Here is a 19538-nt window from a genome sequence, read left to right as displayed (position 1 = left end):
CGCGGTATCTGATTTTGGGGTTGCTGCGCAACCCAGCGGGGATAAATCCCCTCGCCACAAGTTTTTTCAGGCCCCCAGGATGTGCCCTGCGGCTACTGCTCTTCCTTGAGCACTACCGGCGCCGGCGGTGGGCGCAGGCCGATTTCGGCGGTGAGCTTGAGCTCCTTGCCGTTGCGCATGACCTGGATCGTTACCTTGTCGGTGGGCTTGATCCGCGCCACCTGGTTCATCGAGCGGCGGCCATCGCCGGCCGGTTCGCCATCGATGCTCAGGATCACATCGCCCAGTTGCAGGCCGGCCTTCTGCGCCGGACCGTCGCGGAAAATCCCCGCCACCACGATACCGGGCCGTCCGGACAAGCCGAAGGACTCCGCCAGCTCCTGGGTCAGCGGCTGGACTTCAATGCCCAGCCAGCCACGGATCACCTGGCCGTGTTCGATGATCGACTTCATCACCTCCATCGCCAGCTTCACCGGAATGGCGAAACCGATGCCCTGGCTGCCGCCCGACTTGGAAAAGATCGCCGTGTTGATCCCGGTGAGGTTGCCGTTGGCATCCACCAGCGCGCCGCCGGAGTTGCCGGGGTTGATCGCGGCGTCGGTCTGGATGAAATCCTCATAGTTGTTGAGGCCCAACTGATTGCGCCCGGTGGCGCTGATGATGCCCATGGTCACGGTCTGGCCAACGCCGAACGGGTTGCCGATGGCCAGGGTCACGTCGCCGATGCGAATGCTGTCGGAGCGGCCGATGGTGATGGCCGGCAGGTTCTTGAGGTCGATCTTCAGCACCGCGAGGTCGGTTTCCGGGTCGCTGCCGATCACCCGAGCCAGGGTTTCACGGCCGTCCTTGAGGGCCACCACGATCTGGTCGGCACCGGCGGTGACGTGGTTGTTGGTCAGGATGTAGCCTTCCGGGCTCATGATCACGCCCGAGCCCAGGCTCGACTCCATGCGCTTCTGCTTGGGCGAGTTGTCGCCGAAGAAGCGCCGGAACTGCGGGTCTTCGAACAGCGGATGGCTGGGCTTGTTGATGACCTTGGTGGTGTACAGGTTCACCACGGCCGGCGCGGCGGTGGTCACGGCGTCGGCATAGGACACCGGCCCCTGCTGCACCGCCTTGGTTTGCGGCGCTTGCTGCAGGTTGACGTCGAGGCTCGGCAGGCCGACCCATTCCGGGTAGCGCTGGATAATCAGTAGAGCGACAAGCACGCCGGCCAACAGCGGCCAGCCGGAAAAACGCAGCGCCTTGAGCATTAAGCACGTCCTACAAAGGTTGCAGGCGGTATGAGACCGCCCATAATGTCGCGCATTATACGAGGCCGCGCGCGCCTCTGAACGGGATATTTAGGAGTCTTTTATGGCCGTAGCCCTGAACACCCTGGTTGAAGAAGCGGACCGTTACCTGGCAAGCAGCCGGATTGCCGATTATTGCCCCAACGGCCTGCAGGTCGAAGGCGCGCCCCAGGTGATGCGCATCGTCAGCGGTGTCACCGCCAGCCAGGCGCTGCTCGATGCCGCCGTCGAGGCCGAGGCCGACCTGGTGCTGGTGCATCACGGTTATTTCTGGAAGGGCGAGAACCCTTGTATCACCGGCATGAAACAGCGTCGCCTCAAGACGTTGCTCAAGCATGACATCAGCCTGTTGGCCTATCACTTGCCCCTGGACCTGCACCCCGAGGTGGGCAATAACGTGCAGTTGGCCCGCCAGTTGGACATCACCGTCGAGGGCCCCCTGGACCCGGATAACCCCAAGGTTGTCGGTCTGGTCGGCTCCCTGTCCGAACCAATGACGGCGCGGGATTTCGCGCGCAAGGTTCAGGATGCCCTGGGGCGCGAGCCCTTGCTGATCGAAGGCGGGCAGATGATCCGCCGGGTCGGCTGGTGCACCGGTGGTGGCCAAGGTTATATCGATCAGGCGGTGCTGGCCGGGGTCGACCTGTACCTCAGCGGCGAGGCGTCGGAACAGACATTCCACAGTGCGCGGGAAAACGGCATCAGCTTCATCGCCGCCGGGCATCATGCGACCGAACGCTACGGTGTCCAGGCGCTGGGTGACTACTTGGCGCGACGCTTTGCCCTGGAGCACATCTTCATCGATTGCCCGAATCCCATCTGACTGCTTATAACCATTGTGGGAGCGAGCTTGCTCGCGATGGCGGTGGGTCAGTCAACCTCAGTGCTGACTGATACACTGCTATCGCGAGCAAGCTCGCTCCCACAAAAAGCGGTTGCAGTGCCCGAACCACCAGGCATATCCATATGCTGTTTCGATCTAGTTGGCGCCCTGATTAGAAGAGGTCGCTGTGCTAGGATTCCCCGCTCGAACACGGCCCGCTGGCCGTTCATAAGAAAGTTTTCGTGAGTAGCCATGGTCGACAAACTGACGCATCTGAAACAGCTGGAGGCGGAAAGCATCCACATCATCCGCGAGGTGGCCGCCGAGTTCGATAACCCGGTGATGCTGTACTCCATCGGTAAAGACTCCGCCGTGATGCTGCACCTGGCACGCAAGGCGTTCTTCCCCGGCAAGCTGCCGTTTCCGGTGATGCACGTCGACACCCGCTGGAAATTCCAGGAAATGTACAAGTTCCGCGACCGCATGGTCGAGGAACTGGGCCTGGACCTGATCACCCATGTGAACCCGGATGGCGTGGCGCAGGGCATCAACCCGTTCACCCACGGCAGTGCCAAGCACACCGACATCATGAAGACCGAAGGCCTCAAGCAGGCCTTGGACAAGTATGGTTTCGACGCCGCGTTCGGCGGTGCCCGTCGCGATGAAGAGAAATCCCGCGCCAAGGAGCGCGTGTACTCGTTCCGTGACAGCAAGCACCGCTGGGACCCGAAGAACCAGCGTCCGGAACTTTGGAACGTCTACAACGGCAAGGTCAACAAAGGCGAGTCGATCCGCGTATTCCCGTTGTCGAACTGGACCGAGCTGGACATCTGGCAGTACATCTACCTCGAAGGTATCCCGATCGTGCCGCTGTACTTCGCCGCCGAGCGTGAGGTGATCGAGAAGAACGGCACGCTGATCATGATCGACGACGAGCGCATCCTCGAGCACCTGTCCGACGAAGACAAAGCCCGTATCGTCAAGAAGAAAGTGCGTTTCCGTACCCTTGGCTGCTACCCGTTGACGGGCGCGGTGGAGTCCGAGGCCGAAAGCCTGACGGATATCATCCAGGAAATGCTCCTGACGCGAACTTCCGAGCGCCAGGGCCGGGTCATCGACCACGATGGCGCAGGCTCGATGGAAGATAAAAAACGTCAAGGTTATTTCTAAGGGGCTGTCATGTCGCATCAATCTGATTTGATCAGCGAGGACATCCTCGCCTACCTGGGCCAGCACGAGCGTAAAGAGCTGCTGCGCTTTTTGACCTGCGGTAACGTCGACGACGGCAAGAGCACCCTGATCGGGCGCCTGCTGCACGACTCCAAGATGATCTACGAAGATCACCTGGAAGCCATCACCCGCGATTCGAAGAAAGTCGGCACCACCGGGGACGATATCGACCTGGCGTTGCTGGTCGACGGCCTGCAGGCCGAGCGCGAGCAAGGCATCACCATCGATGTCGCGTACCGCTATTTCTCCACTGCCAAGCGCAAGTTCATCATCGCCGATACCCCCGGCCATGAGCAGTACACCCGCAACATGGCCACCGGTGCCTCCACCTGTGACCTGGCGATCATCCTGGTGGATGCCCGCTACGGCGTGCAGACCCAGACCCGTCGCCACAGCTTCATCGCCTCGTTGCTGGGCATCAAGCACATCGTCGTGGCCATCAACAAGATGGACCTCAAGGACTTCGACCAGGGCGTGTTCGAGTCGATCAAGGCCGACTACCTGAAGTTCGCCGAAGGCTTGAAGATGAAGCCCACCAGCATGCACTTCGTGCCGATGTCCGCCCTCAAGGGCGACAACGTGGTGAACAAGTCCGAGCGTTCGCCGTGGTACACCGGCCAGTCGCTGATGGAAATCCTCGAGACCGTGGAAGTGGCGGGCGACCGCAACTTCACCGACCTGCGTTTCCCGGTGCAGTACGTCAACCGTCCGAACCTGAACTTCCGCGGTTTCGCCGGCACCCTCGCCAGCGGCATCGTGCACAAGGGCGACGAAGTGGTGGTGCTGCCGTCGGGCAAGAGCAGCCGCGTGAAATCCATCGTCACCTTCGAAGGCGAGCTGGAGCACGCCGGTCCAGGCCAGGCGGTCACGCTGACCATGGAAGACGAGATCGACATCTCCCGTGGCGACCTGTTGGTGCATGCCGACAACGTTCCGCCGGTCACCGACAGCTTCGAAGCGATGCTGGTGTGGATGGCCGAAGAGCCGATGCTGCCGGGCAAGAAATACGACATCAAGCGCGCCACCAGCTACGTGCCGGGCTCCATTGCCAGCATCGTCAACAAGGTGGATGTGAACACCCTTGAAGAGGGCCCGGCCAGCGCGCTGCAGCTCAACGAAATCGGCAAGGTGAAGATCGCCCTGGATGCGCCGATCGCCCTGGACGGTTACGAAAGCAACCGCACCACCGGCGCCTTCATCGTCATCGATCGCCTGACCAACGGCACGGTCGGTGCCGGTATGATCGTCGCCCAGCCGTTGACCCACGGCAGCAGCACGCACCACGGCAAACTGGCCCATGTGTCGGTGGAAGAACGCGCCCAGCGCTTCGGCCAGCAACCGGCCACGGTCTTGTTCAGTGGCCTGTCGGGCGCGGGTAAAAGCACACTGGCCTATGCGGTCGAGCGCAAGTTGTTCGACTCGGGTCGTGCGGTCTTTGTCCTCGATGGCCAGAACCTGCGCCATGACCTGAACAAGGGCCTGCCCCAGGATCGTGCCGGGCGGACCGAGAACTGGCGCCGTGCGGCGCATGTCGCTCGTCAGTTCAACGAAGCCGGCCTGCTGACCCTCGCCGCGTTCGTCGCGCCGAGTGCCGAAGGGCGTGAGCAGGCCAAGGACCTGATCGGCCGTGAGCGTCTGCTGACGGTCTACGTCCAGGCCTCGCCAGCAGTGTGTGCCCAGCGTGATCCGCAAGGGCTGTATGCCGCCGCCGGCGACAACATCCCGGGCGAGTCCTTCCCGTATGACGTGCCGCTGGATGCCGACCTGGTCATCGACACCCAGGCGCTGACACTGGAAGAGAGCGTCAAGCAGGTGCTGGATCTGCTGCGCAAGCGTGGGGCGATCTAAGGAACGCCGCTGTCAGTAAAAAGCCCGCAGATGAGTGATCGTCTGCGGGCTTTTTGTTGTCTGGAAGGACGCTATCGCGAGCAAGCTCGGCTCCCACAGGGATTGATGCAAACTGCACTTCCATGTTCACCCACAATCTCTGTGGGAGCCGAGCTCGCTCGCGATGAGGCCAGTACAGACACCTCAGGATTTACCGGGATACTCGCGGTGCATCTGCGCAAGCAACGCATCCTTGTCCTGCCACAGCTGGTTGATCCAGCCCTGGAACTCCAGGCGATACACGCCGTCCTGGTCGTAGTTCTTGCCGATGAACTGCGGCGGAATCTTCAGTTCCTGGAAATGCACCACCACTTCCCCAACGTTGCCGCAGAGCAAATCCCAATACCCCGGACGTCCGCCCGGGTAATGGATGGTCACGTTGATGATCGATTCCAGTTGTTCACCCATGGCATCGAGCACAAACGCGATGCCGCCAGCCTTGGGCTTGAGCAGGTAGCGAAACGGTGACTGTTGCTGGGCATGCTTGCCGTCGGTGAAACGCGTGCCTTCGACGAAGTTGAAAATGCCCACGGGGTTGTTGCGAAACTTCGCGCAAGTCTTGCGAGTGGTTTCCAGGTCCTTGCCTTTCTTTTCCGGGTGTTTCTCCAGGTACGCCTTGGAGTAACGCTTCATGAACGGGAAGCCCAAGGCCCACCAGGCCAGGCCGATCACCGGCACCCAGATCAGTTCCTGCTTGAGAAAGAACTTCAACGGCCGGATGCGCCGGTTCAGCACGTACTGCAACACCATGATGTCGACCCAGCTCTGGTGGTTGCTGGTGATCAGGTACGAATGCTGGTAGTCCAGGCCCTCCAGGCCACTGAGGTGCCAGCGGGTACGGCGCAGCAGGTTCATCCAGGCCTTGTTGTTGCTGATCCAGGCCTCGTGGATGTGGCCCATCAGCCAATCGGTGAAGCGCTGGGCGGTGGGGAAGGGCAGCAACAGCTTGAAAATCGCCACGATGAACAGCGGCGTGCAGCAGGCGATGGTGTTCAACGCCAACAGCAGCGAGGCAATGACGCCGCGCAAAGGGGGAGGCAGGAAGTCCAGCATTTAAATATCCAGAGGTCGGTTGGCGGCTTGGATCGCGGTCAGGGCGATGGTGTACACGATGTCGTCGACCTGGGCGCCGCGGGGCAAATCATTCACCGGTTTGCGCAAGCCTTGCAGCATCGGCCCGAGGCTGACGCAATCGGCGCTGCGCTGCACGGCCTTGTGGGTGGTGTTGCCGGTGTTGAGGTCGGGGAAGATGAAGACCGTCGCCCGGCCGGCCACCTGGCTGTTGGGCGCCAATTGCCGCGCCACGGTTTCATTGGCGGCGGCGTCGTATTGCAGCGGACCGTCGATCAGCAGGCCCTGCTGGGCTTCGTGGGCCAGCAGGGTGGCTTCACGGACTTTTTCCACTTCTTCGCCACTGGCCGACTCGCCGCTGGAATAGCTGAGCATCGCCACCCGTGGCGTGATGCCGAACGCGGCGGCCGAGTCGGCGCTTTGCAGGGCGATTTCCGCCAGTTCCGCAGCACTGGGGTGCGGGTTCATCACGCAGTCGCCGTAGACCAGCACTTCTTCGGGGAAGAGCATGAAAAACACCGAGGACACCAGGGAGCAACCCGGCGCGGTCTTGATCAGTTGCAACGCCGGACGGATGGTGTTGGCGGTGGAGTGGATGACCCCGGATACCAGTCCGTCCACTTCATCCAGGGCCAGCATCATGGTGCCGATGACCACGGTGTCTTCCAGTTGCTGCTCGGCCATCGGCGCGTTCAGGCTCTTGCTCTTGCGCAACCTCACCATCGGTTCGACATAACGCTCGCGAATCGAATCCGGGTCGAGAATCTCCAGCCCCGGCGGCAGCTCGATGCCTTGGGCGCGGGCCACCGCTTCGACGTCGGCCGGTTTGGCCAGCAACACGCAGCGGGCAATGCCCCGGGCCTGGCAAATGGCGGCGGCCTGGACGGTCAGCGGTTCGCAGCCTTCGGGCAGCACGATGCGTTTGTTGGCGGCTTGGGCGCGCTGGATCAACTGATAGCGGAACACCGCCGGCGACAAGCGCATTTCCCGCGGTGTGCCGCAGCGCTGGTGCAGCCATTTGGCGTCCAGGTGGCTGGCGACGAAATCGGTGATGATCTCCGCACGTTCGCGGTCATCGATGGGAATTTCCTTGTTCAGGCCGTTGAGCAGGTTGGCGGTGTCATAGGAGCCGGTGCTCACCGACAGCACCGGTAACCCTGCCTGCAAGGCGCCGCGGCACAGGTCCATGATGCGTGGGTCGGGCAGGGTGTCGCTGGTCAGCAGCAGGCCGGCCAGTGGCACGCCGTTGATCGCGGCCAGGCTCACGGCGAGGATGATGTCGTCGCGATCGCCGGGGGTTACCACCAGCACGCCGGGCTTGAGCAGTTCCACCGTGTTGCGCATGGTGCGGGCGCAAATGATGATGTTGCTCATGCGCCGGGTTTCGTAGTCGCCGGCATTGAGCACTTGGGCGCCCATCAGGTCGGCCACGTCGCGGGTGCGCGGGGCGTTGAGTTCGGGGCGAAACGGGATGCAACCGAGCAGGCGGAAATCGCCGCTGCGCAGCAAGGGCGAGTGCTCCTTGAGCCGTGCGGAAAACGCCTCCATGCTTTCCTCGGTGCGGACCTTGTTCAGGATCACCCCGAGGACTTTCGGGTCCTTCGGCCCGCCGAACAGTTGCGCCTGCAACTCTACCCGCCCGGAAAGCTCGGTCAGCACTTCGTTCTCCGGTGCCGACACCAGGATGACCTCGGCGTCGAGGCTCTTGGCCAGGTGCAGGTTGACCCGGGCGGCGTAGCTGGCGTTGCGGGTCGGGACCATGCCTTCGACGACCAGCACGTCCTTGCCGATGGCCGCTTGCTGGTAAAGGGTGATGATTTCTTCCAGCAGCTCATCGAGCTGGCCGTCGCCGAGCATGCGCTCGACGTGCGCCAGGCCCAGGGGCTGCGGAGGCTTGAGGCCATGGGTGCGGGCCACCAGCTCGGTGGAGCGCTCCGGCCCGGTGTCGCCGGGATGCGGCTGGGCAATGGGTTTGAAAAAGCCGACTTTCAGCCCGGCCCGTTCGAGGGTACGCACCAGCCCGAGGCTGATGGAGGTCAGGCCCACACCAAAATCGGTGGGTGCGATAAAAAAAGTTTGCATGCGGATTCTCTAAAGGAGCATGGCAATGGCGCGGCCTATGACTGGCCGTCTACCCACAATTCAGTCGCCAAGGTTATCGCTAACCGGGCCTTGAGCGCACCAGCCGCAAGCAAAGGGCTGGCCTATTTTTTCAATACGTTGCACAGGGTCCAGTACCCAGGCCCGGGACTGCCAGGGTGGCTGGTGGCGCAGGTGCTGGGTATGGCCGCAGGACAGCTCGGCCACCCAGTGCCCGTCCTCATCCTGATGCAAACCAGTGACCGTCGGTCTGTTCGAGCAGGCCCGTTTGTCCGGGTTCCGTTCGCTTTCGGGCAAATCCTTGTTTAGACTTGTCCGTTCTTCATTCTTATGCAAAAGGTCTCGCCCCATGCTGATCGCCGCCAATAAGGCTGTCTCCATCGACTATACCCTGACCAACGACGCTGGTGAGGTCATCGACAGCTCTGCCGGCGGCGCTCCGCTGGTCTACCTGCATGGCGCAGGCAACATCATCCCGGGCTTGGAAAAAGCCCTGGAAGGTAAAGCGGTCGGTGACGACCTGAACGTTGCCGTCGAGCCGGAAGACGCTTACGGTGAATACTCCGCCGAACTGGTCAGCACCCTGAGCCGCAGCATGTTCGAAGGCGTGGATGAGCTGGAAGTGGGCATGCAGTTCCACGCCTCGGCACCCGATGGCCAGATGCAGATCGTCACCATCCGCGACCTGGAAGGCGATGACGTCACCGTTGACGGCAACCACCCGTTGGCTGGCCAGCGCCTGAACTTCAAGGTCAAGATCGTCGACATCCGTGACGCCAGCCAGGAAGAGATCGCCCATGGTCACGTCCATGGCGAAGGTGGTCATCACCACTGATTTGTGCGCTACGCTCAAGTTGACTGGAGAGGCGCCCTATGGCGCCTTTTTAGTCGCTTGCTGTTAGCATCACCCATGGCTGTTTTCGAAAAGATCCGCAAACCTGGAGTTCGTCATGAGTGCTTTCCACGACCTTAAACTCAAAGCCCTGGATGGTCAGGAGCTTGCTCTGGCGCCGTTCAAGGGGCAAGTCGTGCTGGTGGTCAACGTCGCCTCCAAATGTGGCCTGACGCCTCAGTACGCGGCGCTGGAAAATCTTTACCAGCAATACAAGGACAAGGGGTTCAGCGTGCTGGGCCTGCCCTGCAATCAGTTCGCCGGGCAAGAGCCGGGGACCGAGCAGGAAATCCAGGAATTCTGCAGCCTCAACTACGGCGTGACGTTCCCGCTGTCCAGCAAGCTGGACGTGAACGGTCATGATCGTCACCAGTTGTACCGTCTGCTGGCGGGCGAGGGGGCCGAGTTTCCCGGGGACATTACCTGGAACTTCGAAAAATTCCTGCTCGGCAAGGACGGCCGGGTGCTGGCGCGCTTCTCGCCGCGTACGGCGCCGGATGATCCCACGGTGATCCAGGCGATCGAAAAAGCACTGAGCTGATTCCCAAGGGCATTGCAGCCATGATGATGTCCCCCTGTGGCGAGGGAGCTTGCTCCCGCTGGGCTGCGCCCGTAGGAGCTGTCGAGTGCAACGAGGCTGCGATCTTTCCCCAATCACTTGAGTCTCAAGCGAAAATCAAAAGATCGCAGCCTTCGGCAGCTCCTACCAACCGAGCGGGAGCAAGCTCCCTCGCCACAGGGTTCTGGTCGAGCCCCCTCAGCGCTTCCTTCTGATCCTTAATCATTCAAATCAATAGTGCTACCCAGCACTCCCCGTGCTCCATATTATCGTCGTCATATCCGACCTGTGACTTCGTCCCGTGGAGTGCCCCATGCCTGCAAAAGCCCTGTTCAAACCCTTCCACCTCGGCGCGTTCGAATTGCCAACCCGGGTGGTGATGGCGCCGATGACCCGTTCCTTTTCGCCGGGTGGCGTGCCGAACGCCAAGGTGGTCGAGTACTACCGTCGCCGCGCGGCGGCCGGGGTCGGCCTGATCATCACCGAGGGCACGACGGTCGGGCACAAGGCCTCCAACGGTTATCCGAATGTGCCGCATTTCTACGGCGACGCCGCGCTGGCCGGTTGGAAGCAGGTGGTCGATGCGGTGCATGCCGAAGGCGGCAAGATCGTTCCACAGTTGTGGCACGTGGGCAGTGTGCGACGCATCGGCACCGAGCCGGATGCCAGCGTGCCCGGCTATGGTCCGAGCGAAAAACTCAAGGACGGCCAGGTGGTGGTCCACGGCATGACCCAGGCCGATATCGACGAGGTTATCGCTGCGTTTGCCCAGGCGGCGAAAGACGCCCAGAGCATCGGCATGGACGGGGTGGAAATCCACGGCGCCCACGGCTATCTGGTGGACCAGTTCTTCTGGGAAGGCAGCAACCAGCGCACTGACGGTTATGGTGGCAGCCTGGCCAACCGCTCGCGCTTCGCGATCGAATTGATCCGTGCCGTGCGTGCGGCGGTGGGCGAGGGTTTCCCGATCATTTTCCGCTTCTCCCAATGGAAGCAGCAGGATTACACCGCGCGCCTGGTGCAGACCCCCGAAGCCTTGGGCGAATTCCTCAAGCCGTTGTCCGAGGCGGGCGTGGACATTTTCCATTGCTCGACACGGCGTTTCTGGGAGCCAGAGTTCGAAGGCTCCGAGCTGAACCTGGCCGGCTGGACCCGCAAGCTCACCGGCAAGCCCACCATCACCGTCGGCAGCGTCGGCCTGGATGGCGAGTTCCTGCAGTTCATGGTCAACACCGACAAGGTCGCGCAACCGGCCAGCCTGGAAAAGCTGCTGGAGCGCTTGAACAACGATGAGTTCGACCTGGTGGCGGTGGGGCGTGCGCTGCTGGTGGATCCGGACTGGGCGCAAAAAGTCCGTGAAGGGCGGGAGCAGGAGATCTTGCCGTTCAGTCGCGAAGCCTTGATGACCTTGGTTTAAGCGGCGCCTTGTAGGGCCTCATCGCGGGCAAGCCTTGCTCCCACAGAGTTGTCAGTCGTGTGGGAGCAAGGCTTGCCCGCGATGCTTTTCAGCGTTGCGACACGGCCTGAGGCAGCGACGATTCGACCTGACAAACCCCTCGCAGCTGCGCTTCAAATTGCTCGATCACCGCCGCCCAACCCTGGCGACTGGCATGCTGGCGCGCATTGAGCCGCACACAACGCAAGGTCTCGCGCTCCTCCAGCAGCCAACGGGCGGCATCGCAGAACGCCTCTTCATCCCCTGGCATCGCCAGCACGCCGTTATAGCCGTGGCGAATGTGTTGCGCAGCCGCGGCCTGATCGTAGGCCACCACGCCCAGCCCGGACGCCAGCGCCTCCAACACCACGTTGCCGAAGGTTTCGGTCAGGCTCGGAAAGACAAACACATCCCCGGACGCATAGTGGCTGGCCAGCGCCTCGCCGCGTTGCGAGCCGCAAAAGATCGCCTCGGGCAATTCCTGCTCCAGCTCGGATCGCTGCGGGCCGTCGCCGACTATCACCAGCTTCATCCGTCGCCCCGCAAAAGCGCTGCACAGCGTCTCGAAACTGCGCTTGAGCAGCCCCGGGTTTTTTTCCGGTGCCAGGCGTCCGACATGGAGCACGGCGATGTCGTCGTCGCCCAGGCCCCACGCTTCGCGCAGGCTCGACGAGCGCTTGACCGGGTGGAACAGTTGGCTGTCCACGCCGCGGGACAACAACGTCACGCGCTCGAAATGCCGTCGTTCCAGTTCCAGGCGCTGGCTGAGACTGGGCACCAGGGTCAGGCTGGAGCGGTTGTGAAACCAGCGCAGGTAATGGGTGAGCACGCGACTCAACAGCCCGAGGCCGTACTGTTGGGTGTATTGCTGGAAATTGGTGTGGAAACCACTGACCACCGAGATGCCCAGGCGCCGTGCCGCCCGCAGCGCCGACAAACCCAGCGGCCCCTCCGTGGCGATGTAGAGCACGTCCGGACGATGACGTTTCCAGCGCCTGAGCAGCTTGTGCATCGACGCCTGACCCCACTGCAAGCCCGGATAGCCTGGTAACGGCCAGCCCCGGCACAGCAGCAACTGCTCGTCACTGGCTTGGCGTAAGTCGTCGGCCTGGCGAGGCCGTATCAACTCGACCTGATGCCCACGGGCGCGCAAGCCGTCGTACAGGCGGCCCAAGGTATTGGCCACGCCATTGATTTCCGGCGGGAAGGTTTCGGTGATCAGGGTAATGTGCAGGGGTGTGGTCATGACCCCAGTGTCGACCGGGGCCATTTCGTCATTGTGACGCCAGGATGATGGATTTGTGACGGCTCAGCCCTGACGGGCCAGGGCGGTCTCGGCGCCTTGCTCGCGCACCCAGAACAAGGTCGCCCCGGCCACCGCCGCTGGCATCATCAGGATGTTCACCACCGGGATCAGCAGCACCAGGTACACGCTGCCGCCAAAACCCAGGCTCTGCCAGCGTTTTTCCCGCAGCCAGGCGAGCATTTCGTTCCAGCCCAGCTTGTGGTTGTCCGCCGGGTAGTCGATGTACTGGATCGCCATCATCCACACGCCGAACAGCAGCCACAGCGGTGCCGCCACCAGATTGACCACGGGGATGAACGACAGCACGAACAACCCCAGGGCGCGGGGCAGGAAATAGCCGAGTTTGCGCGCTTCACGACCGAGGGTCCGGGGAATCATGGCAATCAATTCGGCCCAGCTGAAGGCCGGGAAGTCGTCGGTGCCACGGATGACCACTTCGACTTTTTCCGCGAGAAAACCGTTGAACGGCGCGGCGATGATGTTGGCGAGCATGGTGAAGGTAAAGAACACCATCAGCACGACGAGCACCACGAACAGTGGCCAGAGCACATAGCTGAGGAAACTCAGCCACTCTGGCAGCGACGGCATCAGCGTATCGACCCACAGGCTGAACTGATGGCCGGCCAGGTAGATCAATCCGACGAACAGCACCAGGTTGATCGCCAGGGGCAAGAGTACGAACAGGCGCAGGCCCGGGCTCAGGACCAGCTTGAGGCCTTCTCGCAAATATTGCGGGCCGGACAGGACGGGGGCGGGCATAGGTGACTCCGAGCGAAGGTGAACGCGCCGACCTTACCGGCTTTGCCCAGCGCGGGAAAGCGGCGACATGGCGTGTAACAACGTTTCTTGAGGCGAGGGCGCCTATTAAAAGGGCCGCTGGGAATAGAGCTCACCTATGAGCTGGATTGTTAAACCGTATTTCCTTAATCTTCGCTCCCTCGATACGCTGCACCCATTCTTTTGCAGGACTGTCGAACCCAAGCCTTCCCCAAGTGCGTCAACGGTCCTTTTTTATTCACGCCGCTCACCCGGCGTTCCGGCCCGCAAGGTCCGGTCAACAGGAGCAGGTCATGTCTGAAGTGCGTCATTCGCGAGTGATTATCCTTGGTTCCGGCCCTGCCGGTTACAGCGCTGCGGTCTATGCGGCCCGTGCCAACCTCAAGCCGCTGCTGATCACCGGCATGCAGGCCGGCGGTCAATTGACCACCACCACCGAAGTCGACAACTGGCCGGGCGACGTCCATGGCCTGACCGGCCCGGCCTTGATGGAGCGCATGAAGGAACACGCCGAGCGCTTCGAGACCGAGATCGTTTTCGACCACATCAACGCCGTGGATTTCGCCGCCAAGCCGTACACCCTGACCGGCGACAGCGCGACCTACACCTGCGATGCCCTGATCATCGCCACCGGCGCCAGCGCTCGTTACCTGGGCCTGCCGTCGGAAGAAGCCTTCATGGGCAAAGGTGTGTCGGCTTGCGCCACCTGCGACGGTTTCTTCTACCGCAACAAGCCAGTGGCTGTGGTCGGTGGCGGCAACACCGCGGTCGAGGAAGCGCTCTACCTGGCCAACATCGCCAGCACGGTCACCCTGATCCACCGTCGCGAAACCTTCCGCGCCGAGAAGATCCTGATCGACAAGCTCAATGCCCGCGTCGCCGAAGGCAAGATCATCCTCAAGCTCAACGCGACCCTGGACGAAGTGCTGGGCGACAACATGGGTGTGACCGGTGCCCGCCTGAAGAACAACGACGGCAGCTTTGACGAGATCAAGGTCGACGGCGTCTTCATCGCCATCGGCCATACGCCGAACACCTCGCTGTTCGAAGGCCAGCTGGAACTCAAGGACGGCTACCTGGTGGTCAAGGGCGGCCGCGACGGCAACGCCACCGCCACCAGCGTCGAAGGGATCTTCGCGGCCGGCGACGTGGCCGACCACGTCTACCGCCAGGCGATCACCTCGGCCGGTGCCGGTTGCATGGCAGCCCTGGACACCGAGCGTTACCTGGATGGCCTGCAGAACGCTTCGTTCTGATCCATCGGGCATAAAAAAACCGGCTTCGGCCGGTTTTTTAATACCCGAATACCTGGCGGTGAACCCTTGTGGGAGCGAGCTTGCTCGCGATGGCGGTGTATCACTCAACATCGATGTCGGCAGACTTGACGCTATCGCGAGCAAGCTCGCTCCCACAGGGTTTTTGTGTGCTCAGAAGCACTGCATTCAGGCCAGCTTCGCCAGGCATGCCTCCAGAATATCCAACCCCTCTTCCAGCACTGCCGGCTCGGTCGTCAACGGCGCCAGCAGCCGCACGATGTGTCGCGACTTGCCACTGGGCATCAGCAACAAGCCCGATTCCCGCGCCAGGGCCAGCAGTTGCGTCAATTGTGCCGAAGCCGGGGTGCCGTCGGCGTGGCTCAGCTCGATGCCGCGCATGGCGCCGATGCCGGTCAGGCGGCCCAGGTAAGGGCTTAGCCCGCGGCTGCGCCAGGATTCGTAGCGGCTGACGATCGCCTCTTGCTGTTGCACGCCCCAGGCGTGCAGGTTGGCGTCGGTCATTTCGTCCAGGGTCGCCAGTGCGGCGGCGCAGGCGATGGGGTTACCCGAGTAGGTGCCGCCCAGGCCACCCTTGGGCAGGTTGTCCAGCAGCGCCTTGCGTCCCACCACCGCACCGAGGGGCACGCCGCCGGCAATGCTTTTGCCCAACAGGATCAGGTCTGGTTCGATGCCCAATCGGGAGAAGGCAAAGCGCTGGCCGGTGCGGCCGAAGCCGGACTGGATCTCATCGATAATCAGCACAATGCCCTTGTCATCACAGAACTGCCGCAGAGCCTGGGCGAAGGGCACGTCCATCGCCAGGAAGCCGGCTTCGCCCTGCACCGGTTCGACAATGAAACAGGCCACGTCATTCACATCGATCTCGACGCTGAACAGCCGCTCCATGGCTTTCAAGGCCTCTGCGCAGGTGACGCCGTTGTCCTGGCTGGGGTACGGCAGGTGATACACCGGCCCGGGCAGGACACCGACTTTCTGTTTGTAAGGCGCGACCTTGCCGTTGAGGTTGAGGGTCGCCAGGGTGCGGCCGTGAAAGGCACCGTCAAACGCGATCACGGCGGTACGGCCCGTGGCGCCTCGCACGATCTTCAAGGCGTTCTCCGCCGCCTCGGCGCCGCTGTTGGTGAGCATGCCGCTGACCGGGTAATCCACCGGGACAAACGCCGCCAGGCGTTCCATCAATTCGATATAGGGAGCGTGAGGGGCGGCGTTGAATGCGTAGTGAGTCAGCCGCGTAGCCTGTTCGCGGATCGCCTCGACAATGCGCGGATGACAATGGCCGAGGTTCAGCACACCAATGCCCCCGACAAAGTCGATGTAGCGTTTGCCGTCGGTGTCCCAGACCTCGGCATTCCTGCCGTGGCTGAGGCTGACGGGATGCACGATGGAGATCGATTGGCTGATGGTTTCGCTGCTCATGGATGACGGCCCGGACGAAGGAGAAATTTCCGTTATCTAAGCCGCGAGCAGAGGGGCCCGGCAAACGAAATAAAGTTGCCGGGTCAATCTTAAAAGTCGGGATGTGGTGAGGCGCCGCTTACTTGGAATGAGCTTGTGGCGAGGGAGCTTGCTCCCGCTGGGGCGCGAAGCGGCCCCGAAACCTGGCGACCTGGTGTGCCAGGCAAATTGAGTTTGACTGCTTGGGTCTGCTGCGCAGCCCAGCGGGAGCAAGCTCCCTCGCCACAAAAGCGGATCCTCACCACACAGGCAGGATCGATCAGCGCCGTTGCAGCGGCTGCTCGTCGAACTTCACGCCTGCCAGCCCATGCACCATCAGCGCGCGAATATTGCCATGATCACTGCCTTCGGGCGTGGCCAGTACCGAACGGTAATGTTCGCCGAATGCCAGCAGCGCTTCTTCATCGCTCAAGCCTTCGAGCAGTGCCAGGCCCAGGGTCTTGCACGAGCCTTCGTTCTGCCCGGCGGCGTTTTGCACGCCGCCGTTATTGAAGGCCTGGGGCTGGTAGTCGTAACCGGCGGCGATAAAGGCCAGGGTGTCGGCGAAGGCATGTTCGCCGCTCTTGAGGCGGCTACGCAGGGTATTGAGATCAGGCATCGGGCTTTCCTTTGGCGAACGCCGCCTGTTGTTCGGCGCTGGCTTCTTTCTGGTATTGGGCTTTCCATTCGGCGTACGGCATGCCGTAGACCACTTCGCGGGCGTCGTCGAGGCTGACCTCGACCTGGCGCTCATCGGCGGCGGCCTTGTACCACTTGGACAGGCAGTTGCGGCAGAAGCCGGCGAGGTTCATCAGGTCGATGTTCTGCACATCCTTGCGGCTGTCCAGGTGGGCAACCAGCCGACGGAAAGCGGCGGCTTCGAGTTCGAGGCGTTGTTGGTCGTTCATGGGGATCTCTGCAAGACAGCTTCAAGCGGCGCGCTTCAAGCTGCAAGTTTGGATTACGGTGGTCAGGCTCGAAGCTTACAGCCTGAAGCCTGTAGCGGCTATGAAGCAGCCCGGCTTGCTGCGAGCGTAATCGACACTGATTCGGCGAATCGCAAGGCGTGGGGCTTGTCGACTTCGACTTCGGCGTACAGCACCGACTCGTTGGCCATGACCAGGTCGAGCAATTCCTGGGTCAGGCGTTCGAGCAGGGCGAAGCGGTTGCCTTCCACGTGGGCGATGATCGCCTTGGTGATGGTGCGGTAGTTCAGCGCGTGGTCGATGTCGTTGTCGCGCACCGCCTCCTGGGCGGCATAGAGGATGGTCAGGTTGATCAACACATCCTGCTTGTTGAGGATTTCATCCTCGTTGATGCCGATGAAGGTGCGCAGGCGCAGGTCCTTGACCTTGATGCGTGCCATGGCTGGCTGAAGTTGTGGCATTTACTTGCTCCGTCGAATCAATTGCAGGAACTCCTGGCGCGTGGTGCTGGAATCGCGAAAGGCGCCGAGCATCACCGAGGTGTTCATGGTCGAGTTCTGTTTTTCGACACCGCGCATCATCATGCACATGTGCTGGGCCTCGATCACCACCGCCACGCCAGCGGCCTGGGTGACCTGCTGCACCGCGTCGGCGATTTGCCGGGTCAGGTTCTCCTGGATCTGCAGGCGGCGGGCGAACATGTCGACCAGCCGGGCGACCTTCGACAGCCCCAGGACCTTGCCGGTAGGAATATAAGCCACATGGGCCTTGCCGATGAAGGGCAACAGGTGATGTTCGCACAGGGAATAGAGTTCGATGTCGGCGACGATCACCATTTCATCGTTGTCAGAGGCGAACAGCGCGCCGTTGACGATCTGCTCGACGCTTTGTTCATAGCCGTGGCAAAGGTACTGCATGGCCTTGGCGGCACGCACCGGGGTGTCGAGCAAACCTTCGCGCTCGGGGTTTTCCCCCAGGCCGATGAGGATCTCGCGGTAGTTCTGGGGCAGGGATAGCGTCATGGTGCATCCTCGAAACAAGGCTATTTGACGTGCCGCCCGCCGTTGACGGTCAGGGTCGTGCCGGTGACATAAGGGTTGTCCAGCAGATAACGCAGGCTCTGGTAGATCACTTCGCTGCCGGGTTCGATACCCAGTGCGGACTTGGCCAGTGCCTTGGCGCGGTAAGCCGCGTCGTCTTCGGGGTTGAACAGTAGCAGGGCCGGGGCGATGCCGTTGACCTTGATCGCCGGGGCGAACTTGGCCGCGAACGACAGGGTCAGGCTTTCCAGGCCGGCCTTGGTGGCGCAATAGGCGATATGTCGGGCGCTGCCCTTGCGGGTCACGTCATCGCTGATGTGCACGATATCCGCCGGCGTTGAACGCAGCAGCAACTCGGCGCAATGCAGGTTGATCAGGTAAGGCGCAAGCATGTGCACGCCGAACATGGCGTTGAAGGCCGCCGCTTCGCTGCCCGGGCCTTCGGCCAGCCAGGCCGAGGCGTTGTGCACGATGGCCCGCAGCCGGTCGGTGTGTTGCTTGAGTTGCTCGATAAAGGCCAGGATCCCCGTTTCGCTGGAGAAGTCGGCGAACAGCACCACTGCCCCCAGGTCCCGCAACGTTTGCACGCCGGGGCGCTCGGTGCGATAGGTCGCGATCACCGGATGCCCGTCCTCCAGCAAGCGCCGGGCGCAATGCAGGCCGACGCGCTGGGCTGCACCAGTGATCAGGATCGGAGCGGTGGCGCTGGACATGGGACGGCTCGGTTCACGGCAAGAGCAAAACTATAACAGCGACGCGGGGCGCGTCCTATGTACAAAGATCAATCCGGTCGCGACCAGTTGCCCACTGTGGGAGCGAGCTTGCTCGCGATGACGGCCTGACCTTCAATATCCTCATTGACTGTCACACCGCTATCGCGAGCAGGCTCGCTCCCACAGGAGGACTATCGAGGCAGGTGGCCTCAATGATTCTGCGTAGCCGGCAATGCCCGCTGCGGCGCGCCGTTGAGCCAGTTCGCCAGCAGATGGGTCGACATCGGGATAAACAGGTAGACCATCAGCGGTGTCAGGATGACGGTGCTGATGAGCACGCGGCTCAACAGGCCCAGTTCGCCCAGCAGCGGTCCCAACAGGAAATTGAACAACAGCGACACGGGAAAGAACGCCAGCCAGATGGCCACGGCCTGTTTCCAACGTGGCGGACGCTGGCCGACCGTGCCGAACCAGCCATCGATGCCACGCACCCGATGTTCGGAGGGATGGGCAAACAGATCGCTGCCCCGTCCCAGCCAGGCCGTGCGCGAGGCGGAGTGTTCCCAGGCGTGCAGTGTCTGCTCGTCGGCAAAACGGAAAATGATCTGGAATTCATCGTCCTGGGGCGGAGGCGCAAGCACGCCGGACCCCAGGTAACCAGGGAAATCGGTGGCCAATTGTTCGCCTTCGCGCAACCAGGCAATCAGATCCTGATAACGTCCATTGGCGACGCGGCGGGCCACCATCAAAGTGACGGGTGAGGTCGACATTATGTA

Annotated in this window: 20 protein-coding genes; 7 read left to right on the top strand and 13 right to left on the bottom strand. The window is 62.1% G+C overall.

What is annotated here, in order from left to right; genetic code table 11:
- Positions 1-92: 92 nt before the first annotated feature.
- Complete coding sequence (gene algW, locus J4E53_RS23810) at positions 93-1253, bottom strand: Do family serine endopeptidase AlgW (protein WP_060740678.1); 1161 nt, start codon at positions 1251-1253, stop codon at positions 93-95.
- Positions 1254-1356: 103 nt separating this feature from the next.
- Between algW and J4E53_RS23805 the strand changes: the two genes are divergently transcribed.
- From J4E53_RS23805 to cysN, 3 genes are all read left to right on the top strand, one after another.
- Complete coding sequence (locus J4E53_RS23805; RefSeq protein ID WP_060740679.1) at positions 1357-2115, top strand: Nif3-like dinuclear metal center hexameric protein; 759 nt, start codon at positions 1357-1359, stop codon at positions 2113-2115.
- Positions 2116-2367: 252 nt separating this feature from the next.
- Positions 2368-3285 carry a sulfate adenylyltransferase subunit CysD gene (gene cysD / locus J4E53_RS23800; RefSeq protein ID WP_003178041.1) on the top strand — a complete coding sequence of 306 codons (918 nt, stop codon included), beginning with the start codon at positions 2368-2370 and terminating at the stop codon, positions 3283-3285.
- Positions 3286-3294: 9 nt separating this feature from the next.
- Positions 3295-5193 carry a sulfate adenylyltransferase subunit CysN gene (gene cysN / locus J4E53_RS23795; RefSeq protein ID WP_060740680.1) on the top strand — a complete coding sequence of 633 codons (1899 nt, stop codon included), beginning with the start codon at positions 3295-3297 and terminating at the stop codon, positions 5191-5193.
- 183 nt (positions 5194-5376) lie between these two features.
- Here the strand turns inward: cysN and J4E53_RS23790 are convergent, their stop codons facing one another.
- The 3 genes from J4E53_RS23790 to J4E53_RS23780 are packed head-to-tail and all read right to left on the bottom strand — an operon-like array spanning position 5377 to position 8784.
- On the bottom strand, positions 5377-6285 hold the full coding sequence (locus J4E53_RS23790; RefSeq protein WP_060740681.1) for an acyltransferase: 909 nt from the start codon (positions 6283-6285) through the stop codon (positions 5377-5379).
- On the bottom strand, positions 6286-8385 hold the full coding sequence (gene pta, locus J4E53_RS23785) for a phosphate acetyltransferase (protein WP_103310386.1): 2100 nt from the start codon (positions 8383-8385) through the stop codon (positions 6286-6288). It lies immediately after the preceding gene.
- A gap of 60 nt (positions 8386-8445) precedes the next feature.
- Positions 8446-8784 carry a DUF3565 domain-containing protein gene (locus J4E53_RS23780; RefSeq protein ID WP_060740683.1) on the bottom strand — a complete coding sequence of 113 codons (339 nt, stop codon included), beginning with the start codon at positions 8782-8784 and terminating at the stop codon, positions 8446-8448.
- On the opposite strand from J4E53_RS23780, the gene J4E53_RS23775 reads away from it, so the two are divergent.
- The 3 genes from J4E53_RS23775 to J4E53_RS23765 all read left to right on the top strand — a co-directional run bounded on the left by J4E53_RS23775 (position 8753) and on the right by J4E53_RS23765 (position 11271).
- Positions 8753-9238 carry a peptidylprolyl isomerase gene (locus tag J4E53_RS23775; RefSeq protein ID WP_060740684.1) on the top strand — a complete coding sequence of 162 codons (486 nt, stop codon included), beginning with the start codon at positions 8753-8755 and terminating at the stop codon, positions 9236-9238. The genes J4E53_RS23780 and J4E53_RS23775 overlap by 32 nt on opposite strands.
- 115 nt (positions 9239-9353) lie before the next feature.
- On the top strand, positions 9354-9836 hold the full coding sequence (locus tag J4E53_RS23770) for a glutathione peroxidase (RefSeq protein ID WP_060740685.1): 483 nt from the start codon (positions 9354-9356) through the stop codon (positions 9834-9836).
- A gap of 331 nt (positions 9837-10167) precedes the next feature.
- Positions 10168-11271, top strand: coding sequence for an NADH:flavin oxidoreductase (locus J4E53_RS23765; RefSeq protein ID WP_060740686.1), 1104 nt, complete (start codon positions 10168-10170; stop codon positions 11269-11271).
- A gap of 88 nt (positions 11272-11359) precedes the next feature.
- Here J4E53_RS23765 and J4E53_RS23760 read toward each other — a convergent pair whose 3' ends face one another.
- Entirely contained in the window at positions 11360-12559 is a 1200-nt protein-coding gene (locus J4E53_RS23760) for a glycosyltransferase family 1 protein (protein ID WP_103310384.1), read from the bottom strand.
- A gap of 39 nt (positions 12560-12598) precedes the next feature.
- Positions 12599-13354, bottom strand: a complete 756-nt coding sequence (cysZ, locus tag J4E53_RS23755; RefSeq protein WP_053125122.1) for a sulfate transporter CysZ — start codon at positions 13352-13354, stop codon at positions 12599-12601.
- Between the two features lie 311 nt (positions 13355-13665).
- Between cysZ and trxB the strand changes: the two genes are divergently transcribed.
- Positions 13666-14628, top strand: a complete 963-nt coding sequence (gene trxB / locus J4E53_RS23750; protein ID WP_003205459.1) for a thioredoxin-disulfide reductase — start codon at positions 13666-13668, stop codon at positions 14626-14628.
- A gap of 186 nt (positions 14629-14814) precedes the next feature.
- On the opposite strand, the gene J4E53_RS23745 is transcribed toward trxB, so the two are convergent.
- The 7 genes from J4E53_RS23745 to J4E53_RS23715 form a co-directional block, all read right to left on the bottom strand.
- On the bottom strand, positions 14815-16065 hold the full coding sequence (locus J4E53_RS23745; RefSeq protein WP_103310382.1) for an aspartate aminotransferase family protein: 1251 nt from the start codon (positions 16063-16065) through the stop codon (positions 14815-14817).
- Positions 16066-16363: 298 nt separating this feature from the next.
- Positions 16364-16702, bottom strand: coding sequence for a HopJ type III effector protein (locus J4E53_RS23740; protein ID WP_103310381.1), 339 nt, complete (start codon positions 16700-16702; stop codon positions 16364-16366).
- On the bottom strand, positions 16695-16991 hold the full coding sequence (locus J4E53_RS23735) for a DUF1244 domain-containing protein (protein ID WP_003205454.1): 297 nt from the start codon (positions 16989-16991) through the stop codon (positions 16695-16697). Before J4E53_RS23735 ends, J4E53_RS23740 begins: the two co-directional genes overlap by 8 nt.
- 98 nt (positions 16992-17089) lie before the next feature.
- Positions 17090-17470 (bottom strand): dihydroneopterin triphosphate 2'-epimerase, encoded by a 381-nt coding sequence (folX, locus tag J4E53_RS23730; RefSeq protein ID WP_014340149.1) that lies wholly within the window; start codon positions 17468-17470, stop codon positions 17090-17092.
- On the bottom strand, positions 17471-18031 hold the full coding sequence (folE, locus tag J4E53_RS23725) for a GTP cyclohydrolase I FolE (RefSeq protein ID WP_060740690.1): 561 nt from the start codon (positions 18029-18031) through the stop codon (positions 17471-17473).
- A gap of 20 nt (positions 18032-18051) precedes the next feature.
- Positions 18052-18762: a dihydromonapterin reductase gene (folM, locus tag J4E53_RS23720; RefSeq protein ID WP_060740691.1), complete on the bottom strand. Its 711-nt coding sequence runs from the start codon at positions 18760-18762 to the stop codon at positions 18052-18054.
- A gap of 209 nt (positions 18763-18971) precedes the next feature.
- Entirely contained in the window at positions 18972-19532 is a 561-nt protein-coding gene (locus J4E53_RS23715) for an antibiotic biosynthesis monooxygenase (RefSeq protein ID WP_060740692.1), read from the bottom strand.
- Between the last annotated feature and the right edge of the window lie 6 nt (positions 19533-19538).

The organism is Pseudomonas sp. FW305-28 (assembly GCF_017351395.1).
Classification (GTDB): domain Bacteria; phylum Pseudomonadota; class Gammaproteobacteria; order Pseudomonadales; family Pseudomonadaceae; genus Aquipseudomonas; species Aquipseudomonas fluorescens_AA.
The sequence above is the reverse complement of the archived record's forward strand: the minus strand, read 5'-3'. Positions and strand labels throughout refer to the sequence as shown.